The sequence below is a fragment of the Caballeronia novacaledonica genome (assembly GCF_900258035.1).
Lineage (GTDB): Bacteria > Pseudomonadota > Gammaproteobacteria > Burkholderiales > Burkholderiaceae > Caballeronia > Caballeronia novacaledonica.
Genome location: NZ_OGTP01000002.1, coordinates 63,442 through 83,220 on the forward strand (window position 1 = coordinate 63,442; position 19,779 = coordinate 83,220).

The window sequence follows — 19,779 nt, forward strand, 5'->3', positions numbered from 1 at the left end:
GAATCCATGCGCCGCAGTCAACGCAACACACTTAAGCAGGCGAACCACGTCGCGCTGCCGGATTACGATGAGGTTTGCCTCGTGCTGCAAGGCGGCGGCGCGTTGGGTTCGTATCAGGCGGGCGTGTTCGAAGGGCTCGCGGAAGTCGGCGTCGATCCGACCTGGACGTCGGGCATTTCCATCGGCGCGCTGAATACCGCGATCATCGCGGGCAATGCGCCCGAGAATCGCGTGGCCGCGCTGCGCGGATTCTGGAACACCATCTGCCAGCCGGCGGATCTGATCGGACATGTGGGCGCGTTTCTGCCCGCGGCGTTCGGCTTCGGCAATTTCGGCCGCAAGTTTTCGAGCATGTGGGCGGCGGCGCGCGCGCTGACCGAAGGGCAGAGAGGCTTCTTTTCGCCGCGCGTGCATGTGCCCGATCTCGGTCCGCGCACGAAGAGCAAGCGCCCGAACGAGGTGAGCTACTACGACACGTCCGCGTTACGCGCGACGCTGCTGCAATTCGCGGATTTCGACCGCATCAACGACGGCGCGATGCGTGTTTCCGTGGGCGCGGTCAACGTGCGCACGGGCAATCTCGTCTACTTCGACAACACGAAGATGCGTCTCGCGCCCGAGCACTTCATGGCGTCGGGCGCGTTGCCGCCGGGCTTTCCTGCGGTCGAGATCGACGGCGAGTTCTATTGGGACGGCGGTCTCGTGTCGAATACGCCGTTGACGGAGATCATTCGCGAAAGCCAGCACAAGGACACGCTCGTATTTCAGGTCGATTTGTGGAGCGCGCGCGGCACGTTGCCCGGCGATTTCCTCGACGTGAGCGAACGCACGAAGGACATTCAGTATTCGAGCCGCACGCGCGCGATCACCGATTTCGTTTCGCACAATCAGAAGCATGCGCGGCTCATCAAAGAGCTGCTGGAGCACATTCCCGAGAAGACGCGGCGCTCGCATCCGCTGTTGCGCGAGGCGCAGAAGGTCGCGGACGGCGGCGCGGTGAACGTCGTGCATCTGATCTACAAGAACAAGTTCTTCGAAGGGCACTACAAGGACTACGAGTTCAGCAACGACACGATGGACGAACACTGGGCGAGCGGGCTGGAGGATATTCGCCGCTCGTTCGGGCATCCGGAGTGGTTCGAGGTGCCGAGTCACGATCTGGGTTTCGTGACGCACGACGTGCATCGGTACGAGCCCGCGCCGCAAGCGATGGCCGAGATGCCGAAGGCGGTGTCGAAGAAGCTGGTCGATGTGGATGAGGTGGAAGGGGTTTGAAGCCCGCGCGGGATTCCATTACCCTGATTAGCCTCGTCACGATGAACCGAGGCCGGTCATGACCACCTGGAAACCCGCAACCTACCCTTCCGTGAGCCCTTATCTCGTCTGCGAAAACGCGGACGAGATCATCACCTTCCTGCAAAGCGTCTTCGAAGCCGAACTGGTCCGCCGCTTCGACCGTCCCGATGGCTCGCTGATGCACGCGGAAGTGCGTATCGACGACAGCATCGTGATGATCGGCGGCGGCGCGACCGATCAGCAATCGCCCGGACCGCATATCCACGTCTATGTGCGCGACGCACAAGCCGTCTACGACCGCGCGATGCAGCACGGCGCGCAAAGCGTGCAGACGCCCACGCGCAAACGCGCCGACGACGATCTCAGAGGCGGCTTTCGCGACGCCGCCGGCACGACGTGGTGGGTCGCCACACAATGACGCGCTAACGCTTTTTTCTCTTCGCGCGCACGGCGGGCGCGCCCAGGCTTTCGCGCAATGCGCTCGTCAGCGTCTTCAGAAACTGATCGACCGCGGGCGGAAGACGGCGCTCGCGCATCACCGTCACCTGTAGCAGACGCTCGTTGAGCAAGGGCTCGTCGATGGGCGTGGCGACGAGCGTCGGCGGGCCGGGATCGCCTTCGAGCGCGACCGCGCTGCCGAGCGTGATCGCGCCGGTGAGCGCCGCGAAATGATGCATCGCGCTCGAGTTGTTGCTCGTCAGGACCGGCTCCAGATGCACGCCGCGGGCGCGACGGGCAGCAAGGCCGCGCCGCGCTTCTACATGATGTTCACGGCCGTGATCAGTCTCGGGGCGCTCGCGGCGGTGAGCCGCGGCAAAGGCCCGATGAGGACGGCGGGCGCGGCGGCCTGAGCGCCGCGCCGGTCACGGTTCCAGCGCACGAATCAGTCTCGCGAGGTTGACCGGATCGACGTGAATGATCCCGCCTCGCGGACTGTCGATATCCGCGATCAGCGCGAGCGACAGCGCCACCGTCACCGGCAGGATCAGCACGAGCAAGCCTCGCCGCAGCTTGCCTTTCGCGCCGTAGCCCTGCACCGCGCAGCCGCATAGCGCGATCACGAGCATCAGAATCCATGCGCCGATCGGAATGCGATTCTTGCGCGCCGCCTCCGAATAGTCCTGCGAGTTGAGCACGTCGTTCATGCCGGCCACGACGAGCGCGCCGATCGGCGTCGGCATGTCCTTGCCCACTTGCGTCGCCATTTTCCATAGCTCGGACTGGGCGTTCGCCGTATCGCGATTGATACGCGTGAGTTCCGCCCGATCGCGTGTCCGGAAATCGGCCAGCCGCAAGCGCACGTACCGGACCAGCGCGGCTTTCATCGGCGCGCTCATGCGGGCGACGGTCAAATCCGCACGGGCGTATTCGGTGCCGATCGCATTGGCCTCGCCTTCTTCCAGATTCTTGCGCTGGTCGTAGCGGTTGACCGCCATCGACAGGCTGAAGCCGATCAGCAGCGCGAGCAGCGTCAGCGTCGCGGTCTGCACGACGCTGAAGTCGTCGCGCTCGTCGACCGGGAGCGGCGCGATACGACGCAGGACGAACGCGCCGAAGAGAACCGCCGCGATGAAAACCAATAGCAGCACCACGAACAGCACGTCCGGGTGATCGACAAACGCCGCCATACGATTTCTCCCAAAAATGTCCGCTTTCGATATCGATATTTCAAACGGAGCAATTTGAGGATCGATTAAATCAATTGGAATTTTCGAACGATAGTGGGCGCTTTGTATCGCACTGTATCCGCACGGAGCATCGACACACGCGGTTTCATAACCCGCTTTTCGCGAAACAAGCCGGATACGTCCGCCGGTTTTAATACCTCCAAGCCCGAACGATTCGCAACACGAGGCGGATCGGCCAGACGGCTTCCATCACATTCTCTGGAGGTAAATCATGAAAGTCATTCAATCGCTCATCATTGCTGCCGCTGTCGCGCTTCCGGCGCTCTCGTTCGCGCAGTCGAATCAGCCGGTCACCCGTGCGGAAGTGCGCGCGCAACTCGTCGAACTGCAAAAGGCCGGCTACAACCCGGCGAGCGACCAGACGCAATATCCGCAAAACATCCAGGCTGCGCTGTCGCGCATCGATGCCGCGAAGGGCCTGACGGCCTACGGCGCGCCGGTGAGCGGGACTTCCGCGTCGGGTGCGCGTTCGACGGATACGACGGTCGTCGGCCTCGGTCCCGTATTTGCAAAGCCGTAAGCATGCGGTTCTGCCAGATTTCCGGAGCCCGGACGGATTCACCGCCCGGGCTTGATGCGTTTCTGTGAATAACGTATTACATCTCGAATTTATGGCCTCGCAGGCGATACACTCTCGCTGCCAAAATCCGTTTTCGACGGCACGCCACGTGCCGCGGACGGGGCCGGCGCGGAAAATGGGTATCATCCTTTCCGCCCCGGCGTGGATTCAGCCGAATGTAACAACCTATCGCAATTTTCAAGTGCGACGCCACTGATTTTCGAGGCGCTTTATGCCCACAGACGTAGACAACATGACTGACGATCAGATCGCATCGATCGCCGATCGCCTGACGCAAGAAGGCCGCAAAGTTTCCCCCGTGACCGTTTGGACGGAAGCCGGCGGCGGCTCGGTCGTCGCCATCGCGGCCGGCCTGCAGCGCTGGCGCGACTCGCATTCCCCGGAAGCGCCGCAGCAGCAGGCGCCGTCCGACCTCCCCGGCGACGTCGCCGAGACGCTCGTGAACGTCGCGCGGCAGCTCTGGACCGTTTCCCGCGACGAAACCGAACGGCTGTCCGGTCAGCGCCTGTCCGCGGTGAGCCAGCGGCTCTCGACCGCGCTCGCGGAGCGTGACGAGGCGCTCGCCGAATTCCAGAAGACCGGCGACGAGGCCGCGAAAAATCGCCAGCACATGACGGAAGTACTGGGCGCGCTGCAGGCATCGGAGGAGTCGGTCGCGCGACTGCGTCAGGAATTCGAGGCGGCGTCGGCGCGCGCGCAGACCGCCGAAACGCGCGTCGAGGAAGCGGCGCAGCGTGCATCGGCGGAACAGGCTCAACTCGAAGCCGTGAAGGCGTCGCTCGAAGAAGAGCGGCGCGCGAAAGACGCGCTGAACGCGGCGCTGTCGGCGAAGGACGAAGACATCGCGAGCGTCGCGCGGGAACGCGATCAGGCGCGGCAGGACCATACGGAACTGCATGCGTCGATGTCGGGCAAGGACGAAGCGCTCGCGCGTATCGCCGAAGAACTCGATCAGGCGCGCCAGCAGCACGGGAATCTGCACGCGTCGCTCGCGGGCAAGGACGAAGAGCTTGCGCGCATCGCGCAGGAACGCGACCAGGCGCATCAGAACCGCGCCGAACTGCATGCGCTGATGGCGGGCAAGGACGACGAACTCTCGCGCATCGCGCAGGAACGCGATCAGGCGCGTCAGGGCCACGCGGAACTGCATGCGCTGATGGCGGGCAAGGACGACGAGCTCTCGCGCATCGCGCAGGAACGCGATCATGCGCGGCAGCAGCATGAGGCGGTGAGCCTGGCATCGCAGGAAAAATCGGCTGAAGTCGAACGCTGGTCGCAGGACGCGAACGCGGCGCATGCGCGCGCGCAGGCCGCCGAGGCACACACGAGCGAAAGCCTCGCGCGCGTCGCCGCGCTCGAAGCGGAGTTGAACGAAGTGCGCGCCGCGCTCGCCGCCGAACGCGAGAGCGTGGCTGCGCGGAACGCGGAACTTTCGGCGCACCGCGATCATGCGGCGCGTGTCGGCCGCGATCTGGACGACGCCCGCAAGCAGATCAGCGCGCTGATGGAAGAGAAGGCGGAGCAGGGCGCCGAACTCGCGCGCGTGTCGAACGATGTCAACGCGCTGCGCGAGCGCGCCGAGGCCGCCGAGAAGAACGCGACCGACCTCGCGAAGCGTCTCGTCGAGAAGGAGCAGGGCGAAGAGTCGGAACTCGCGTCGCTGCAGCGTCAGATTTCGGCGCAGGCGAAGGCGCATTCGAAGGCCTACGACGATCTGCGGGCCAACGCCGAGCAATGGGTCACCTACGCGAAGGACCTGCGGCAGCGTCTCGACGTGGCGAACGAAAAGATCCTTTTCATCGATGCCCGCAGCACCGGCGAAGTCGCGCTGATGCGCAGGCTCGCAGTCGAGCTGGAGCGCCTGAAGCCGGATCACGAACTCGTGTTCCGCGAGGCGCAGCAGAAGCTCATCGGCGACAAGATGGCGCAGCAGCTTGCGCAAAAGGGTTATCGCTACGACCCGGCTACCGCCGTGATGTCGAAAATCGAAACCGCGTGACCCTCGTATAGCGATGGAGACGCGGACCATCACCGTAACGATCGATCGCGACTGGCGCGAGCTTTATGACGCGATCTGGCGTCCGGAAGTCTTTCCGACGTGGGCGTCGGGACTCGCGCAGTCGACGCTCGAAGACATGGGCGATCATTGGCGCGCCCGCGGTCCCGAAGCCGAGGTGACGATTCGCTTCACCGCTCATAATGCTTTCGGCGTCATGGATCATCGCGTCGGTCTGCCGAACGGTGAAGAGGTCTACGTGCCATTGCGTGTCTATCAGAACGGCGCGGGCGCCGAAGTGGCGCTCACGCTGTTCCGTCAGCCGGGCATGTCCGACGAAAAATTCGCCGCCGATGCCGACTGGGTCCGTCGCGACCTCGCCGCGCTCGCGGCGCGCTACGCGAAGTCCTGACTTCGCTTCCTGCTGCATCCACTCGAATACAGCCAGCCACAAACGGCCATCGGGCCGACAAGCTATCATGTGCGCATTCCAAACATGCCGCACGGGCTGGAGAATCATATGGCTGGACCTCAGGAAAGCGTCAACATGGCGTTGTTCTGCGACTTCGAGAACGTCGCGCTCGGCGTTCGCGATGCGAAGTACGAGAAATTCGACATCCGCCCGGTCCTCGAACGCCTGTTGCTGAAGGGAAGCATCGTCGTCAAGAAAGCCTATTGCGACTGGGATCGCTACAAGGGCTTCAAAGCGGCGATGCACGAGGCCAGCTTCGAGATGATCGAAATTCCGCACGTGCGCCAGTCGGGCAAGAATTCGGCCGACATTCGCCTCGTCGTCGATGCGCTCGATCTCTGCTATACGAAATCGCACGTCGATACGTTCGTCATCATCAGCGGAGACTCCGATTTCTCGCCGCTCGTGTCGAAGCTGCGCGAAAACGCGAAGAAGGTTATCGGCGTGGGCGTGAAGCAATCGACGTCCGATCTGCTCGTCGCGAACTGCGACGAATTCATCTTCTACGACGACCTCGTGCGCGAGCAGCAACGCGCCATCGCCAAGCGGGAGCAGCGCGAAGCGAAGCGCGCGACCGATGAGGAGCGCCATCCGAAGCAGGAGACGGAATCGCGCAAGTCGCAAGCGATCGCGATCACCGTCGAGACGTTCGAGGCGCTCGCATCGGAGCGCGGCGAGAGCGGCAAGATCTGGGCGTCGGTGCTGAAGAGCGCGATCAAGCGCCGCAAGCCGGGCTTCAGCGAATCGCACTATGGCTTCCGCGCGTTCGGCAATCTGCTCGACGAAGCGCAGTCGCGCGGTCTGCTGGAAGTCGGCCGCGACGATAAATCCGGCGCGTTCGTGTTTCGCTCGGCGCAGGCCGCGCCGGTCGTCGCGGTGGATGTGAGGCAAGCCGAAGCCCAGGCCGTTCCGAAAGAACACGAAGGCGCGGGGAATACCCGGCGCAGAGAGAAACGCGGCGGAAGAAAAGCTGCGCGTGCAACCGCGCCGGAGCCTGTCGCCGTGGTTGAAGAAGCACCGATGTTCTTCGAACGCGAGACGTTCGAACCGCAGGCCGAACCCGCGCCCGAGCCAGCGCCGGCGCCGAAAAAGCGCGCCGCGCCGCGTCGGGCGCGCAAGACCGCTGCGAAGCAAAGCGAAGCCGGTGCGTCGATTGAAGACGTTGCAATCGTCGAAGAACCGAAAGCGAAAAAGCCCGCGCGCAAATCGACGTCACGCGGCAGCCGTTCGCGCAAGGTTGCCGAGTAACGCGGGCTTGCTTCACTTATTGCGCCGCAAGCTGTTGCGGCTTCGATTCGTGCACGGAATGGCTCGCGCCCGGAATGACAGTCGTGTGACTATGCGCGCGCTCGTAGTGCCAGCGTTCGCGGTCCGGATCGATGATCTTGTCGTCGCCCGCGACGATGCCCCAACTCGGCTTTGACGTCCACGCCGCCGCCGTCAGGATCTGCGAGTGCGATTCGAATCGCGCTTGCCGGAGCGGCAGATCCGCGGCGAAGTCTTTCGGAAAGTCGGCGGGATTCAGGTACGTGCAGCCATCCGCTGATTCGCTTCATGGAAAAACTCCGCTTGTGCGAATGAGAGACCGACGCATCCGACGCGCGGATCAGCTACCGAAGAACGGCTGGCAGAAGTCGATCGGTCCGACGCACGCGTTGTTCATCGATGCATGCTTCGACGCGCTCGATGCGCTCTTGCCGGATTGCACGCCGCCATAGGCTTTCGTTGCGTCGGCATGTTGCGCGGCGACCTTGGCTTCCGCCGCCTGAATGTCCGACGGGTAGTACGGATCGCTCGCAAGCGCGGGGTTATAACCTGCCTTTTCGACGGCGACGAGATCGGCGCGAACCTGTGCGCGCGTGACGGGACCGTTCGATTGCGCGAAGGCGAGAGCGGGCGCAGCGAACGTGGCGGCGACGAGGGTAAAGCTGACGAGGTACTTTTTCATGATCGACTCCTGGGTGGGTGATGACTCAATTAATCTGCTATCCGAACTAAATGTGTTTCTCGGGTTTTGCTGATCAGGCCGTGGGTCCGTGTTCATGTCGCGACCTTGACGACACTGTATCGCCGGGAGCGCGCCTCGAACACACCTACGAAGGAGCGTGCTCGCACCAACCATCGGTGCATCGGTTAAACGATCGAATGGCGTGCGCGCCGTGAATCGAACCGTCCGGCTGTATCGCATGGAATGCCTGGATGAGACGCATCATCTGCGTGTCTCGAGCGCTCATACGAAGGTGTTATCCCTTCGCCGATATCAAACCTTGATATAGGTTGACTCAACCATTTGGGGGTGTCGTCAACCGTATGTACGGCTAGGCGCGCAGTTTCCGTTTGATTAACTTGGAGTCGTCGCGATGCCGGTCATCGAGCGGCATCACAGGCTTCAGTCAGGCAACGGAAACCATCATGAACATCACTCTCGTATCGCAACTTGAGGCGCCGCCGCGAGCGCCATTGATCGAACTCGAAGACCGATGGCGCATTCCGGGCGACATCCGGCCAATTCGACGCATCACGATGGCGCGCTGGCTGCATCACGGCGACGCGCCGCTCGAAGTGTCCAACGAGGGCAGCGGCGCATTTCATTGCATCGGCCTGAATCTGAAGTGCGCGTCGCTGATCTTTCATCACGCGGGACGTAAGCTGCTGCACGGACGCGTGCCTGCGGGCGTCGTGCAAGTCACCGCGCCCGCGACGCGCGTGAGCGCGGTATTCCAGTCGGCGATGGACGTACTGCATCTCTTCGTGCCGCAGCACGCGCTGGCGGAGTGTTATGACGATCTCTTTCATCGTCCGCATGCGGGCGATATCGTTCTCGGCGATCCGAAGCTGATTCGCGATCCCGCGCTCGAACGGCTCGTGCAAGCGCTCGCCGTGTGCAAGACCGAAGGCGCGGCGCTCGGCGGCATGTTCATCGAGAGCGTGAGTCTCGCGATCGTCTCGCGGCTCGTCGCGCGTCATTTCACGGCGCCCGTCGCGCGCAGTCGCGAGCCTTCGGCCTTGCCGCAATGGCGCATCGATCGCGTATCCGAATTCGTCGATGCGCACCTCGCCGAGAACATTCGCCTCGCGGATATCGCATCCAGCACAGGGCTCACGCGCATGCACTTCGCCGCGCAGTTCCGTCGCGCGACGGGCATGCGTCCGCACGAATACCTGCTGCAAAAACGCATCGAGCGTGCGCAGGCGCTGCTGCGCACGTCGGGGCACAGCATGCTCGATGTCGCGCTCTGCTGCGGCTTTCGTTCCCAGGCGCATTTCACGACTGTCTTCAAGCGCTTTGTCGGCGCTACGCCGAAGCACTGGCAGACGGCCATGCTCGACGCGGCGTGAGCGGATCGATTCACGACATTCTTCGATAAGGAGCCGGACATGGCTGACGCTGCAATCGCGCTCGATCCGTGGGCGCAAACGATCTTTCAACTGAGGTCGCTGAATGACGGCGCGCGCTTCGAGGCAGCTTCTTCGAGGCGTGCCTTCGCGCATACGGGCGAGCGCCGCGTGACCGTGAAGCTGATCGAACGTCCATCGACCACGACGGCGACGATCGAATGGCGCGATTCGACGCGTTGCTGCTACGGCGATCAGGTGTGGCGTGCGATGCGCGCGCGCACCACGGGCGTGTGCGCGATGAGCGGCCGCGAGATTCGTCCAGGCGATCAGGTCTACGGGCCGAATCCCCGGCCGGTTCCGGGCAATTTGGGCGCGATGATTCTGGCGTCGGTGCTGGATCAGGCGACGCCGTTATGAATCGCTTACGCGCGCGCCCCGTTCGCGCTGCGCGAGAACGCGAAAAAGGAGGTAACCGACAACCATCGACCGGCTCGAAGACCTAAAGTTTTCCGCCCGTAGGCCGATAGCGCATGAGGAACCAGTCGCCGCGCACCGTCGCGGCACCGGCCGCAGCCGAGTCGGGGCGTACAAGAAAGCAGTCGCAAAAGACTGACACGAAAGAGAGAGGGCCGATGACTGGTGTCTACAATCCGCTGCTGGTCTGTCTGTCGCTGGTGGTCGCGTTTCTCGCGTCCTACACGGCGATGGAGCTGTCCGGCGGCCTGAACGCGCTCGCGAGCGCGAAACGCCGTCCCGCATGGCTCGCGGGCGGCGCGGTGTCGATGGGCGTCGGCATCTGGTCGATGCACTTCATCGGCATGCTCGCGTTCTCGCTGCCAATCGCCGTCGGCTACGATTTTTCGATCACCGCAGCGTCGCTCGTGCTTGCGATCGGCGTGTCGTTCATCGCGCTCGCCACCGCGAGCCGGGGCGCGCTGTCGCGTGCGCGGCTCGTCGTCGCCGGCACGATCATGGGCGTGGGCGTCGCCGCGATGCACTTCACCGGCATGCAGGCGATGCAGATGTCGCCCGGCATCGACTACACGGGCTGGAAGCTCGTGCTGTCCGTGGCGGTCGCGATCGTCGCCTCGATGGCCGCGCTCTGGCTCGCCTTCACGCTGCGCGCATCCGACCTGGAGAACCTCGTCGTCAAGCGGCTCGGCGCGGCCGTCATCATGGCGTTCGCGATCACCGGCATGCACTATCTCGGCATGAACGCGGCCAACTTCGCGTCAGACAGCCTGTGCCTCGCCGACGCCAAACTCGACGCGAACTGGCTCGCGCTCGTCGTCACGGCGATGTCGTTCACGGTGCTCGTCGGCACGCTCGCCTTGCTCGGCTTTCATACGAGCAGCCTGTCGATTTCACTGAAGCGCGCCAACCGGCAACTCCACTATCTCGGCACGCACGACGCCCTGACGAATTTGCCGAATCGCCAGCAGCTTTCGTTGCGCATCGCGCAGGCGGTCGCCGACAGCGCGCGCCGCGCGTCGCCGTTCGCGGTGCTGTTCATCGATCTCGACGGCTTCAAGTCGATCAACGATTCGCTCGGCCACGGCGTCGGCGACGACCTGCTTCAAGTGTGCGCCGAGCGCTTGCGCCAGGACTTGCGCCACACCGACATGGTCGCGCGTCTCGGCGGCGACGAGTTCGTGATCGTGGTCGAGAACGCGGCGGAGACGTCGGCGGCTATCGCGGTCGCCAACGGCGTGTTGCGGCGGCTCTCGCAGGAAATCGTCGTCAACGGCTTGCCGCTGCGCGTGAGCGCGAGCATCGGCATTGCGTTTCATCCGCGCGACGGCGCCAACGCCGAAGAAGTGCTCCATAACGCCGACGCCGCCATGTACGCCGCGAAGCAGAGCGGGCGCAACACGTACTGCGTGTTCGAACCGCGCATGAATCACACCGCGCTCAGGTCGCTGATCCTGCAACGCGACCTGCATCGCGCGCTGAGCGACGACGAACTGAGCCTGTCGTTTCAGCCGAAGTTCAGCGTCGCGTCGCAATCGGTGACGGGCGTCGAAGCGCTGATCCGCTGGCGTCATCCCGAGCTTGGCGAGATCGCGCCGCTCGAATTCATTCCGATCGCGGAGCGCTCGGGCCTCATCGTCGAGATCGGCGACTGGGTGTTGCGCGAAGTTTGCCGCAACATCGCGCGATGGGATGCGGACGGATTGCCCGCGATTCCGGTCTCGGTGAATCTCTCGCCGATCCAGTTCAACGTGCCCGATCTCGTCGCGCGCATCGACGGGCTGGCCGGCGCGGCGGGCGTCGATCCGTCGCGCCTGATGTTCGAGATCACCGAAACGACGGCGATGCAAAACGTCGAAAAGACCAGTTGCACGATCGAAGCGCTACAGGCGCGCGGCTACACCGTGGCCGTCGACGATTTCGGTACCGGCTATTCGAGCCTCGGCTATCTGCAACGCTTTCGCTTCGACCAGATCAAGATCGACGGCTCTTTCGTGCGCGATCTCGACGCGGCGGGGCAACGCGGCAGCGCGCTGCTGTCGGCGGTGGTGACGCTGGCGCGCGCGTTGCAGATCGAGGTCGTCGCGGAAGGCGTGGAGACGGAATCGCAATTCCGCACGCTCGGCGAACTCGAATGCGATCAGATGCAGGGCTTTTTGCTGAGCCGGCCGATGCCTGCGGCGGAGTTTCCCGGCTTCCTGAACGGAATGGCGGGGCGAGTCGTCGCGGCCCGGCGCGCTTGCGCGGTGCCTGCCGTGTGAGTCGCGCGCGCTACGATCGCCTCATTTCCCTTTCGCGTTCTGCGCGATCGCTTCGTCGGTTTCCCAGCCGCCGCCGAGCGCGCGGAACAGATTCACCTGGTCGATCGCGACCTGTCCTTCGGCCGCCGCGACTTGCGCAGCGACGCCCGTCAGCGTGCGTGTCGCGTCCAGATCGTTGAGAAAAGACTCGCGGCCCGCGCGATACAACTGGTTCGTTTCATCGGCCGACTGGATCGCCGATTTATACGCGGTGCGCAATGCGTCCGCGCGCGTGGTGTCGGATGCGTACGTCGCGAGGCTGCTTTGCGTTTCCTCCAGCGCCTTCAGCACGACGCCGTCGAAATGGGCGAGCGCGCCGCCCGTCGCCGCTTCGGCCTGATGCACGCGGGCACGTTGACCGTTGATCGGAAAGGTCCAACTGATGAGCGGCCCGAACGCCCAGCGGTTCGTGTTCGCGCCGAACAGATCTTCCACGACGCCGACCGATCCGACCGACGCACCGAGACTCACCGACGGATACAACGCCGCCGTGGCAACGCCGATGCGCGCCGTCGATGACGCGAGCTGCCGCTCGGCCTGACGCACGTCCGGACGGCGCTTGAGCAGCGCGGCACCGTCGCCGACAGGAATCGGCGCGCGCAGCTTCGGCAGCTTCCGGCAGGCGAGAGCGGCCTTGGGCAAGTCGGAAGGCGCGCGCGCGAGCAGCATCGCGAGCCGATATTGCGCGACACGGCGCCGCGCGACGAAGCGCGGAATGTCGGCGGCGAGCGTATCGGCCTGAGTCTGTCCGCGCGTGACTTCCGACTGATTGCCCCGGCCCGCGTCGCGCAGACGCTGCGTGAGCTTCACGCGCTGCTTCTGCAAGTCGAGCGACTTCCTTGCGATCTCCAGTTCTTCAGCCGCCGAGCACGATTCGACATACGCGCGCACGACATCCGCGACCACCGTGATGCGCGCGAGATCCTGCGCGGCTTCGACGGCTTCGTCGTCCGCGTTCGCCGCTTCGACGCCGCGCTTCAGCTTGCCGAACAAATCGATCTCGTAGGAAATGGAAAGATCGAGCGCGCCTTCATTGACGACGGGAATTTTCTCCGTCAACAGATATTGCTCCGCCGATTCCTGCGCGCGCTGAAACGCCGCCGATGTTTTGCCGGAGAAGCCGCCTTGCTGATTCGCAAATTCGACTTCGGCGCGCGAGCGGGCGAGATTCGCGGCGGCCACGCGCAAATCCGTGTTCGATGCGAGCGCCGCGGTCACGAGCTGATCGACCACCGGATCGTCATAGAGACGCCACCATTTGGCGGGCACTTCGCCTTGCGTGACGGGCGCCTGATCCGCGCCGTCGATGGCCGCGTTCGCGTAGGGCGCGTTCGCGGCGGCGTTGTCCGGCAGCGTGTAGTTCGGCCCGACGGTCGTGCAGCCGAACAGCACGAACGCCGACGAAACCGCGATGGCGATCGCTTTCATGATGCGCGCGCCGTTCATTGCGATGCGCCCGACGCCGGCGCCGACACGCTCGACGTCGGCGCGGGCGCGGAAGCAGGCGACGTCTCCGACGCCGCGCGCCTGCCGATCTTCGGGCCGATGCCGCGCACCGACACCGTCGCGGTGCGGCCCGCGATCAGGCGAAAGTCCGCCGGAATTTCATCGAGCGTCACGCGCACGGGAATGCGCTGCGCGAGACGCACCCAGCTGAAGGCCGGATTCACGTTCGGCAGCAGACTCGAACTTTGCTGACGATCGCGGTCTTCGATCGCCGCGACGATGCTCTGCACATGTCCGCGCAGGATGCCGGGCTCGCCCATCACCTTGATATCGACAGGCTGGCCGATATCGATGCCGCTCAGCTTCGTTTCCTCGAAATAACCATCGACGCGGAACGAATGCATGTCGACGACCGAGAGCACCGCGCGTCCCGACGACACATATTCGCCGACGCGCGGCGCGCGATCGTTGAGATAACCGTCGACGGGACTGAGAATCTGCGTGCGTTGCAGGTTGAGGCGCGCCGTATCGATCGCGACTTCGGCATCGGCGAGCGCGGCGGCCGCCTGCTCGACGCGCGAATGCGTTTCCTCGACGACTTCCCGCGCGACGAGATTGCCGAGCCCGCGATTGCGCGTATCTTCGCGGCGCGCCTGATCGAGCGTCGCACGGCGTTGCTGCGCGGTCGCCTGCGCGTTGCGCAGCGTGAGCGCGTAGCGCGCCTGATCGATCACGAAGAGGACATCGCCCCTCTTGACCTGCTGATTGTCGACGACCTTTACCTCGGTGATGAGGCCGGACACGTCGGGCGCGACCTGGATCACGTCGGCGCGCACGTGACCGTCGCGCGTCCACGGCGCGAACATGTAGTAGTCGACGAGCTTCCACAACACGACGCACGCAATCGCGACGACGATGAGCGTAAGCAGAATCTGCCCGAGAGAGAACCAGGTTTTTTTCACGAGATGAGCCGCTGCGAAACGATGACGACAACCCCCAGCACCAGAACATAGATGCCGAGATCGAAAATGGAACGGTGCCACACGAAGCGATAGAAACCGACGCGCGCGAGCACGTTCCGGATCGCCAGATTCACGAGATAGGCGATGAACATCAGCACGAGCACGGCGGGCACGAACACGCCGAGAATGTCGATTTCGCCGATCATGTGTGGCGTTCCGATGAAAGAGGCAAGGTGAGCATCATGCCGGCTCCTCGCGCGGCGGCGTCTGCGTCGCGGGCGGATGCAGCGACAGGCGCATGCCGATCAGCGCATGCAGCGTATCGCGCAGCCATTTCTCCGCGACGACATCCTGCGCCTGCGCGATCGCGCGTGACGTGACCTGCGCGCTCGTCGTTTCGATGTCGCGAATGAGTTCGGCGGGCACCGGCTGTCGCGCGCGGCGCGCGATGCAAAGCTCGAAGTAGCGGCGCAGCGCATCGAGCACGGTATCGACGGAGGTCTGCAATTCGACCGGCAGCTTGCGGCGCGTGCGGCGCAAATCGAGCGCATTCAGCGCGATGCGGAAATCGCGAAAGCTCTCGATGGACGGATGACGATGCGAATCCGTCGCGGCATGACGCGGCAGAAGTTGCATCAGCCGGTCGAGCATGCGCGCGTAGAGATCGCGCTGATCCTCGATGACGGCCGTCGCCGACGCGCTCACCACGATATCCGCCCATGCCGATCGCGTGAGACGCGCGGCGGCGAGTTCCGCGCCGAACGGGCGTGTCATGCGCGTCCAGATGAACGCGAAGAGCAGGCCCGCGACGCCCGCGAGATTGCTGTTGATGAACACGAAGAAGTTCGCCTCGTAGGCGCTCTGAATGCTGATGAACGTCGCGGTGTTGACGGCGGTGAGCATCGTGACGAGCGTGAAGCGCGGCCTCGGAATCAGCGTGCCGATGATGAGAAACGGCACCGAGAAGATCAGCACGAGCATCGGGAAGTCGTGTACTTTCGGCAGCACGACGAAGATGTAAAGGCCGGCGAGCACGACGCTCAGGCAGGTCGCGAGAAAGAACGTGAACACTTGCGGCGCGGGCTCGTCGAGCGCGGCGAAGAAGCAGCACGCGATGGCGGCGAGCGTCACGGCGCTGGCGCCGTCGTTCCAGCCCGATTCGATCCACAGCCCGCACGCGACGATGATCGCGCTCACCGCGACGCCCGTCGAAAAGAGCATCATGCCGCGATCGAAAAAACGCGCCGTGCCGCCGAGACGCCAGTGACGAAAGTGCGGACGCCATTCGCTCGTCTCGTTGAGAATCGCCGCACGCAGCGCGCGAATGTCCTGCCATACGTCGATGACCTGACCGAGACGCCACAGCGCATTCGACAGCAATGCGCCTTCCGCGCTCGCGAGCGCCTCGACCGGGGGCCGCAGCGCCTCGATGCGCTGGCGCAGCGCATCGGGCTCGGGCTCGTCTTCGACATCCTTCTCCGCGCGCGGCACGGGCGAGCCGACCCACGCGGCCACGTCCTTCAATAGCTGTTCCAGTCCTTCGGGATGCGCGCCGCGCTTGCCGATCAGCTCGATCAGCGGATCGGCCATGGACGAAATCAGGGGCAAAAAGATTTGCATGCGGCCCTGCAACGCGCGCGCGCGGCGGATGATGTCGGGCCGCGTGTGATCGTAGGTCAACTGGCTCAGCAGGAGTTCGAGACCGTTGACGGTTGCCGCGAGCCGTTGCCGCGCCGCTGAAATCGGCGCACCCGCGATATGTCCCGAGAGCGTCTCGCAGGCGTAGAAGGCGGCGTCGCGAAACCATGCGTCCGTTCGTTCGATGAGCGTCGGCGCGAGCCGGCTCGGAAACACCGCGCTGCCGACGATGCTCGCCACCACGATGCCGAGCAGAATCTCTTCGGTGCGGGTGATCGCGAGATCGAAGACGGTCGTCGGGTTGGTGACGGCGGGCAACGCGATCAGCGGCAACGTATAGCCCGCGAGCAGAAACACATAGCTGCGCGCGCTGCGGTCGAACATGGAGAGATAGAGCAGCGTGCCCGTCCATAACGCGACGATCACGCTGAATAGAATCGGCGACTCGACGAACGGCGGCACGATCAGCACCGCGCCCGCCGCGCCAATCATCGTGCCGAACGCGCGATAGAGCGCCTTCGAACGCGTCGCGCCGACGAACGGATTCGACACGATGTAGACAGTCGCCATCGCCCAATACGGACGCGGCAATTCGAGCGCGAGGCCGATGTACAGCGCGATCATCGCGGCGGCGAAGGTCTTGGCGGAAAAGAGCCACTCGCGCGCGGAAGGAAAGGCCATGGCGCTATGCTCCGCGCTTCGCGGTTGAGCGAACCGGCTTCGCGGTGTTGTCGAGTGCTTCGAGCGCGGCGAGCAGATTCGCGTTCGGCGAACTGCTGAACGCGTTGAGCACGCGCAGCGTCGTTTCGAGATCTTCGCGGCTCACGCCCTTCAGCAGCCGCGCGCGCAGCGTGACGAGGCGCTCTTCCATGCGTGCGGTGACCGCGCGGCCTTCGTCGGTGAGCGTGATGGTCTTCGCGCGCTTGTCTTCCGGATCTTCGTCGCGGCGCACGAGGCCTGCCGCGCAAAGCTGATCGAGCAGCCGCACGAGCGACGGCCCCTCGATGCCGACGTGCTCCGCAAGCGTCACCTGGCGCACCGCCTCGCCCAGCCGGTTGGCCGTGAGAAGCGGCACGGCGCACGCTTCCGACACGCCGTACGAAGCCAGCACGCCGTGACTCGTGCGGCGCCAGCGTCGCGCGGCCAGCACGAGCGTGCTGCTCACGGAGCGGCGCAGAATGTCGAGTTGGGTCATGCGGCGGGATTATAGCGAGAACTCAATTCGTTAGCATGCTATCGACTTATATTTTTTCCGCGGATCACGGCGCGTCAAGCGCCTGCGCGACGATCCAGTCGCGAAAGAGCCGCATGCCGTGCGAAAGCCGCCGCGACTTGAGCCAGGTGAGCCAGTAGCCGCCGGTCTTCACGTCGATATCGAACGGCTGCACGAGCAGCCCCGCCTGCAATTCGCGCACGAACATGCGGGGCGGCGCGAGCGCGACGCCCGCGCCTTGCACGGCGGCTTCCACCATCAGACGCGACGAATCGAAGACGGGGCCGTTCATCGTCCAAGGATCGAGACCGGCGGCATTGAACCAGTCGATCCAGTCGTCGGCGCGATAGGAACGCAGCAGCACTTCGTTCGCGAGATCGGACGGTTTGCCAAGACGCCGCGCGATATCGGGCGCGCACAGCACGGCGAGCGGCGCATCGAGCAGCGGCGCGTTGTGCGTCGCGGGCCAGGTACCGGTGCCGAAGCGGATCGCGAAGTCGAGTCCTTCCGACGCCGGATCGACGAGATTGTTGTGCGTGAGAAGCCGCAACTCGACGAACGGATGCGTTTCACGGAACGCCTTCAATCGCGGCATCAGCCAGCCGACCGCGAACGTGCCGACGACGCCCACGGTCAGCACTTCGTGAAAATGCCCGCCCTCGAACTGCTTGAGCACGGCTTCGATGCGCCCGAATGCATCGCTCAACACGGGCAGCAGCGCGCGGCCTTCGTCGGTGACGCTCAGGCCGCGCGGCAAACGTCTGAAGAGCGGCGTGCCGAGCCGTTCCTCCAGCGCGCGCACTTGCTGGCTGACGGCCGCCTGCGTCACGTTGAGTTCCTGCGCGGCGCGCGTGAAGCTCAGATGCCGCGCCGATGCTTCGAACGCGCGCAGCGCATTCAGCGGAAGATGAGGGCGCATGGTTCGCATAAGATTTTCTATTGCGTGCGGCAAATTATCCTCGATTGTCGGCACGCGAAAAAGAGCGGATATTTCGCTTCGTTCCAATCATGCAAACCAGAACGAAGGATCAAGACGATGAAGTTTCGTGCGCTGAGTCTTTTGGCGACAGCCATTTTTTCTTTTGGCGCGACGCCCGCCGCCACCTTCGCCGCCGACAGCGATACCGCGAAGATCAAACACACGGTCGATGCAACGATCAAGCCGCTGATGGCGCTGCATGGCATCGCGGGCATGGCGGTGGGCGTCGTCGTGGACGGCAGGCCGTACGTGTTCGACTACGGCATGGCGTCGAAGGCGGCGAAGCAGCCCGTCACGCGCGATACGCTCTTCGAACTCGGCTCGGTCAGCAAGACGTTCACCGCGACGCTCGCGTCCTACGCGCAGATCGAAGGCGCGCTTTCCCTGAACGATGCGGTGAGCAAGTACATTCCGTCGCTCGACGGCACCGCGTTCGGCAAGGTGACGCTGTTGAATCTCGGCACGCACACGCCGGGCGGTCTGCCGCTGCAAGTGCCCGACGAAATTCACGACAATGCGCAACTCATGCGGTACTTCAGCACGTGGCGTCCGGCCGGGCCGCCCGGCACGATCCGCACTTATGCGAATCCGGGCATCGGCACGCTCGGGCTGATCGCGGCGAAGAGCATGAACGCGGACTTCGACACGCTGATGCAAACGCGCCTCTTTCCCGCGCTCGGCTTGAAGCACAGTTATATCGACGTGCCCGCTTCGAAACAGCGCGACTATGCGCAAGGCTATGCGAAAGACGACACGCCGATCCGCATGAAAGGCGGCGTGCTGTCGTCCGAGGCCTACGGCGTGAGATCGACGGCCGCCGACATGACGCGCTTCCTGCAAATCAACATGAACATGGTCCGCATCGATCCTGCGTATCAGCGTGCCGTCGATGCGACTCATACCGGCTATTTCCAGGCCGGCCCGATGACGCAGGATCTCATTTGGGAACAGTATCCGTATCCGGTTGCGTTGCAGTCGCTCATCGACGGAAACGCGGCGGCGATGATCCTGAACGCGACGCCCGTCACGCGCATCGATCCGCCGCAGGCGCCGCGCGACGACGTGTGGATCAACAAGACCGGCTCGACGAACGGCTTCGGCACCTATATCGCGTTCGTGCCGAAAGCGCGCGTGGGCATCGTGATGCTGGCGAACCGGAACATCCCGAACGAAGAGCGCGTGAAGGCCGCGTACGCGATCATCACGTCGCTCGTCAACGGCCAATTGCAAATTCGCTGATTGGGTTCGAGCAGTAAAACGTGCGGCTTATCCACGGCGATCTGGCAATGTGCGACCGCACATCGAAATAGAACGCCACGCATGCATCCGGCTTTTTCTTCGCGCCGTATGTAGCTATGGAGACGCCGCACCCTCATGCCTTCCCATAGGTCTTTCGATC

At 64.1% G+C, this 19,779-nt stretch carries 18 protein-coding genes and 3 pseudogenes; 11 read left to right on the forward strand and 10 right to left on the reverse strand.

Translation table 11 applies throughout. The features are described 5' to 3' along the window. The first annotated feature begins 6 nt into the window (after window positions 1–6). Together NOV72_RS04115 and NOV72_RS04120 are read left to right on the forward strand one after the other, a co-directional pair. Window positions 7–1,275: a DUF3734 domain-containing protein gene (locus tag NOV72_RS04115; RefSeq protein ID WP_106853341.1), complete on the forward strand. Its 1,269-nt coding sequence runs from the start codon at window positions 7–9 to the stop codon at window positions 1,273–1,275. 58 nt (window positions 1,276–1,333) lie between these two features. After that, window positions 1,334–1,714 carry a VOC family protein gene (locus NOV72_RS04120; protein WP_106853342.1) on the forward strand — a complete coding sequence of 127 codons (381 nt, stop codon included), beginning with the start codon at window positions 1,334–1,336 and terminating at the stop codon, window positions 1,712–1,714. A gap of 4 nt (window positions 1,715–1,718) precedes the next feature. On the opposite strand, the pseudogene NOV72_RS04125 reads toward NOV72_RS04120, so the two are convergent. Beyond that, window positions 1,719–2,024, reverse strand: a pseudogene (locus NOV72_RS04125) (LysR substrate-binding domain-containing protein); the annotation flags it as partial. On the opposite strand from NOV72_RS04125, the pseudogene NOV72_RS04130 reads away from it, so the two are divergent. Next, window positions 2,019–2,147: pseudogene (locus NOV72_RS04130) on the forward strand (MFS transporter); the annotation flags it as partial. The pseudogenes NOV72_RS04125 and NOV72_RS04130 overlap by 6 nt on opposite strands. A gap of 12 nt (window positions 2,148–2,159) precedes the next feature. Here NOV72_RS04130 and NOV72_RS04135 read toward each other — a convergent pair. After that, window positions 2,160–2,924, reverse strand: coding sequence for a bestrophin-like domain (locus NOV72_RS04135; RefSeq protein ID WP_106853343.1), 765 nt, complete (start codon window positions 2,922–2,924; stop codon window positions 2,160–2,162). 271 nt (window positions 2,925–3,195) lie between these two features. Between NOV72_RS04135 and NOV72_RS04140 the strand changes: the two genes are divergently transcribed. The 4 genes from NOV72_RS04140 to NOV72_RS04155 all read left to right on the forward strand — a co-directional run bounded on the left by NOV72_RS04140 (window position 3,196) and on the right by NOV72_RS04155 (window position 7,280). Continuing rightward, window positions 3,196–3,504, forward strand: a complete 309-nt coding sequence (locus NOV72_RS04140; protein ID WP_106853344.1) for a DUF4148 domain-containing protein — start codon at window positions 3,196–3,198, stop codon at window positions 3,502–3,504. A 292-nt stretch (window positions 3,505–3,796) separates the two neighbouring features. Beyond that, window positions 3,797–5,563: a DNA-binding protein gene (locus NOV72_RS04145; protein WP_342753362.1), complete on the forward strand. Its 1,767-nt coding sequence runs from the start codon at window positions 3,797–3,799 to the stop codon at window positions 5,561–5,563. A gap of 13 nt (window positions 5,564–5,576) precedes the next feature. After that, window positions 5,577–5,972: an SRPBCC family protein gene (locus NOV72_RS04150; RefSeq protein WP_106853346.1), complete on the forward strand. Its 396-nt coding sequence runs from the start codon at window positions 5,577–5,579 to the stop codon at window positions 5,970–5,972. Between the two features lie 108 nt (window positions 5,973–6,080). Beyond that, a complete protein-coding gene (locus NOV72_RS04155; protein WP_106853347.1) occupies window positions 6,081–7,280 on the forward strand; it encodes an NYN domain-containing protein in 1,200 nt (399 codons plus the stop codon). 16 nt (window positions 7,281–7,296) lie between these two features. Here NOV72_RS04155 and NOV72_RS04160 read toward each other — a convergent pair. Continuing rightward, a pseudogene (locus NOV72_RS04160) lies at window positions 7,297–7,572 on the reverse strand (alpha/beta hydrolase); the annotation flags it as partial. A gap of 66 nt (window positions 7,573–7,638) precedes the next feature. Beyond that, window positions 7,639–7,980, reverse strand: coding sequence for a DUF4148 domain-containing protein (locus tag NOV72_RS04165; protein WP_106853348.1), 342 nt, complete (start codon window positions 7,978–7,980; stop codon window positions 7,639–7,641). A 464-nt stretch (window positions 7,981–8,444) separates the two neighbouring features. On the opposite strand from NOV72_RS04165, the gene NOV72_RS04170 reads away from it, so the two are divergent. The 3 genes from NOV72_RS04170 (at window position 8,445) to NOV72_RS04180 (ending at window position 12,103) form a co-directional block, all read left to right on the forward strand. Next, entirely contained in the window at window positions 8,445–9,371 is a 927-nt protein-coding gene (locus NOV72_RS04170) for a helix-turn-helix transcriptional regulator (protein WP_106853349.1), read from the forward strand. Between the two features lie 39 nt (window positions 9,372–9,410). Continuing rightward, window positions 9,411–9,788, forward strand: coding sequence for a DUF3331 domain-containing protein (locus NOV72_RS04175; RefSeq protein ID WP_106853350.1), 378 nt, complete (start codon window positions 9,411–9,413; stop codon window positions 9,786–9,788). 215 nt (window positions 9,789–10,003) lie between these two features. Then, on the forward strand, window positions 10,004–12,103 hold the full coding sequence (locus NOV72_RS04180; RefSeq protein ID WP_106853351.1) for a putative bifunctional diguanylate cyclase/phosphodiesterase: 2,100 nt from the start codon (window positions 10,004–10,006) through the stop codon (window positions 12,101–12,103). Window positions 12,104–12,124: 21 nt separating this feature from the next. Here NOV72_RS04180 and NOV72_RS04185 read toward each other — a convergent pair whose 3' ends face one another. The 6 genes from NOV72_RS04185 to NOV72_RS04210 form a co-directional block, all read right to left on the reverse strand. Beyond that, window positions 12,125–13,570: an efflux transporter outer membrane subunit gene (locus tag NOV72_RS04185; protein WP_245932890.1), complete on the reverse strand. Its 1,446-nt coding sequence runs from the start codon at window positions 13,568–13,570 to the stop codon at window positions 12,125–12,127. Window positions 13,571–13,584: 14 nt separating this feature from the next. Next, on the reverse strand, window positions 13,585–14,550 hold the full coding sequence (locus tag NOV72_RS04190) for an efflux RND transporter periplasmic adaptor subunit (protein WP_106853353.1): 966 nt from the start codon (window positions 14,548–14,550) through the stop codon (window positions 13,585–13,587). Further along, window positions 14,547–14,756, reverse strand: a complete 210-nt coding sequence (locus NOV72_RS04195) for a DUF1656 domain-containing protein (RefSeq protein WP_106853354.1) — start codon at window positions 14,754–14,756, stop codon at window positions 14,547–14,549. The genes NOV72_RS04190 and NOV72_RS04195 overlap by 4 nt, the downstream gene beginning before the upstream one ends. A gap of 34 nt (window positions 14,757–14,790) precedes the next feature. Continuing rightward, the gene (locus NOV72_RS04200; RefSeq protein ID WP_106853355.1) at window positions 14,791–16,869 is read right to left on the reverse strand and encodes an FUSC family protein; all 2,079 of its coding nucleotides are present in this window, start codon (window positions 16,867–16,869) and stop codon (window positions 14,791–14,793) included. Between the two features lie 4 nt (window positions 16,870–16,873). Continuing rightward, the gene (locus NOV72_RS04205) at window positions 16,874–17,383 is read right to left on the reverse strand and encodes a MarR family winged helix-turn-helix transcriptional regulator (RefSeq protein WP_106853356.1); all 510 of its coding nucleotides are present in this window, start codon (window positions 17,381–17,383) and stop codon (window positions 16,874–16,876) included. Between the two features lie 64 nt (window positions 17,384–17,447). Continuing rightward, complete coding sequence (locus tag NOV72_RS04210; protein WP_106853357.1) at window positions 17,448–18,329, reverse strand: LysR substrate-binding domain-containing protein; 882 nt, start codon at window positions 18,327–18,329, stop codon at window positions 17,448–17,450. A 108-nt stretch (window positions 18,330–18,437) separates the two neighbouring features. Between NOV72_RS04210 and ampC the strand changes: the two genes are divergently transcribed. Next, window positions 18,438–19,619 carry a class C beta-lactamase gene (ampC, locus tag NOV72_RS04215; protein ID WP_106853358.1) on the forward strand — a complete coding sequence of 394 codons (1,182 nt, stop codon included), beginning with the start codon at window positions 18,438–18,440 and terminating at the stop codon, window positions 19,617–19,619. Window positions 19,620–19,779 lie beyond the last annotated feature (160 nt).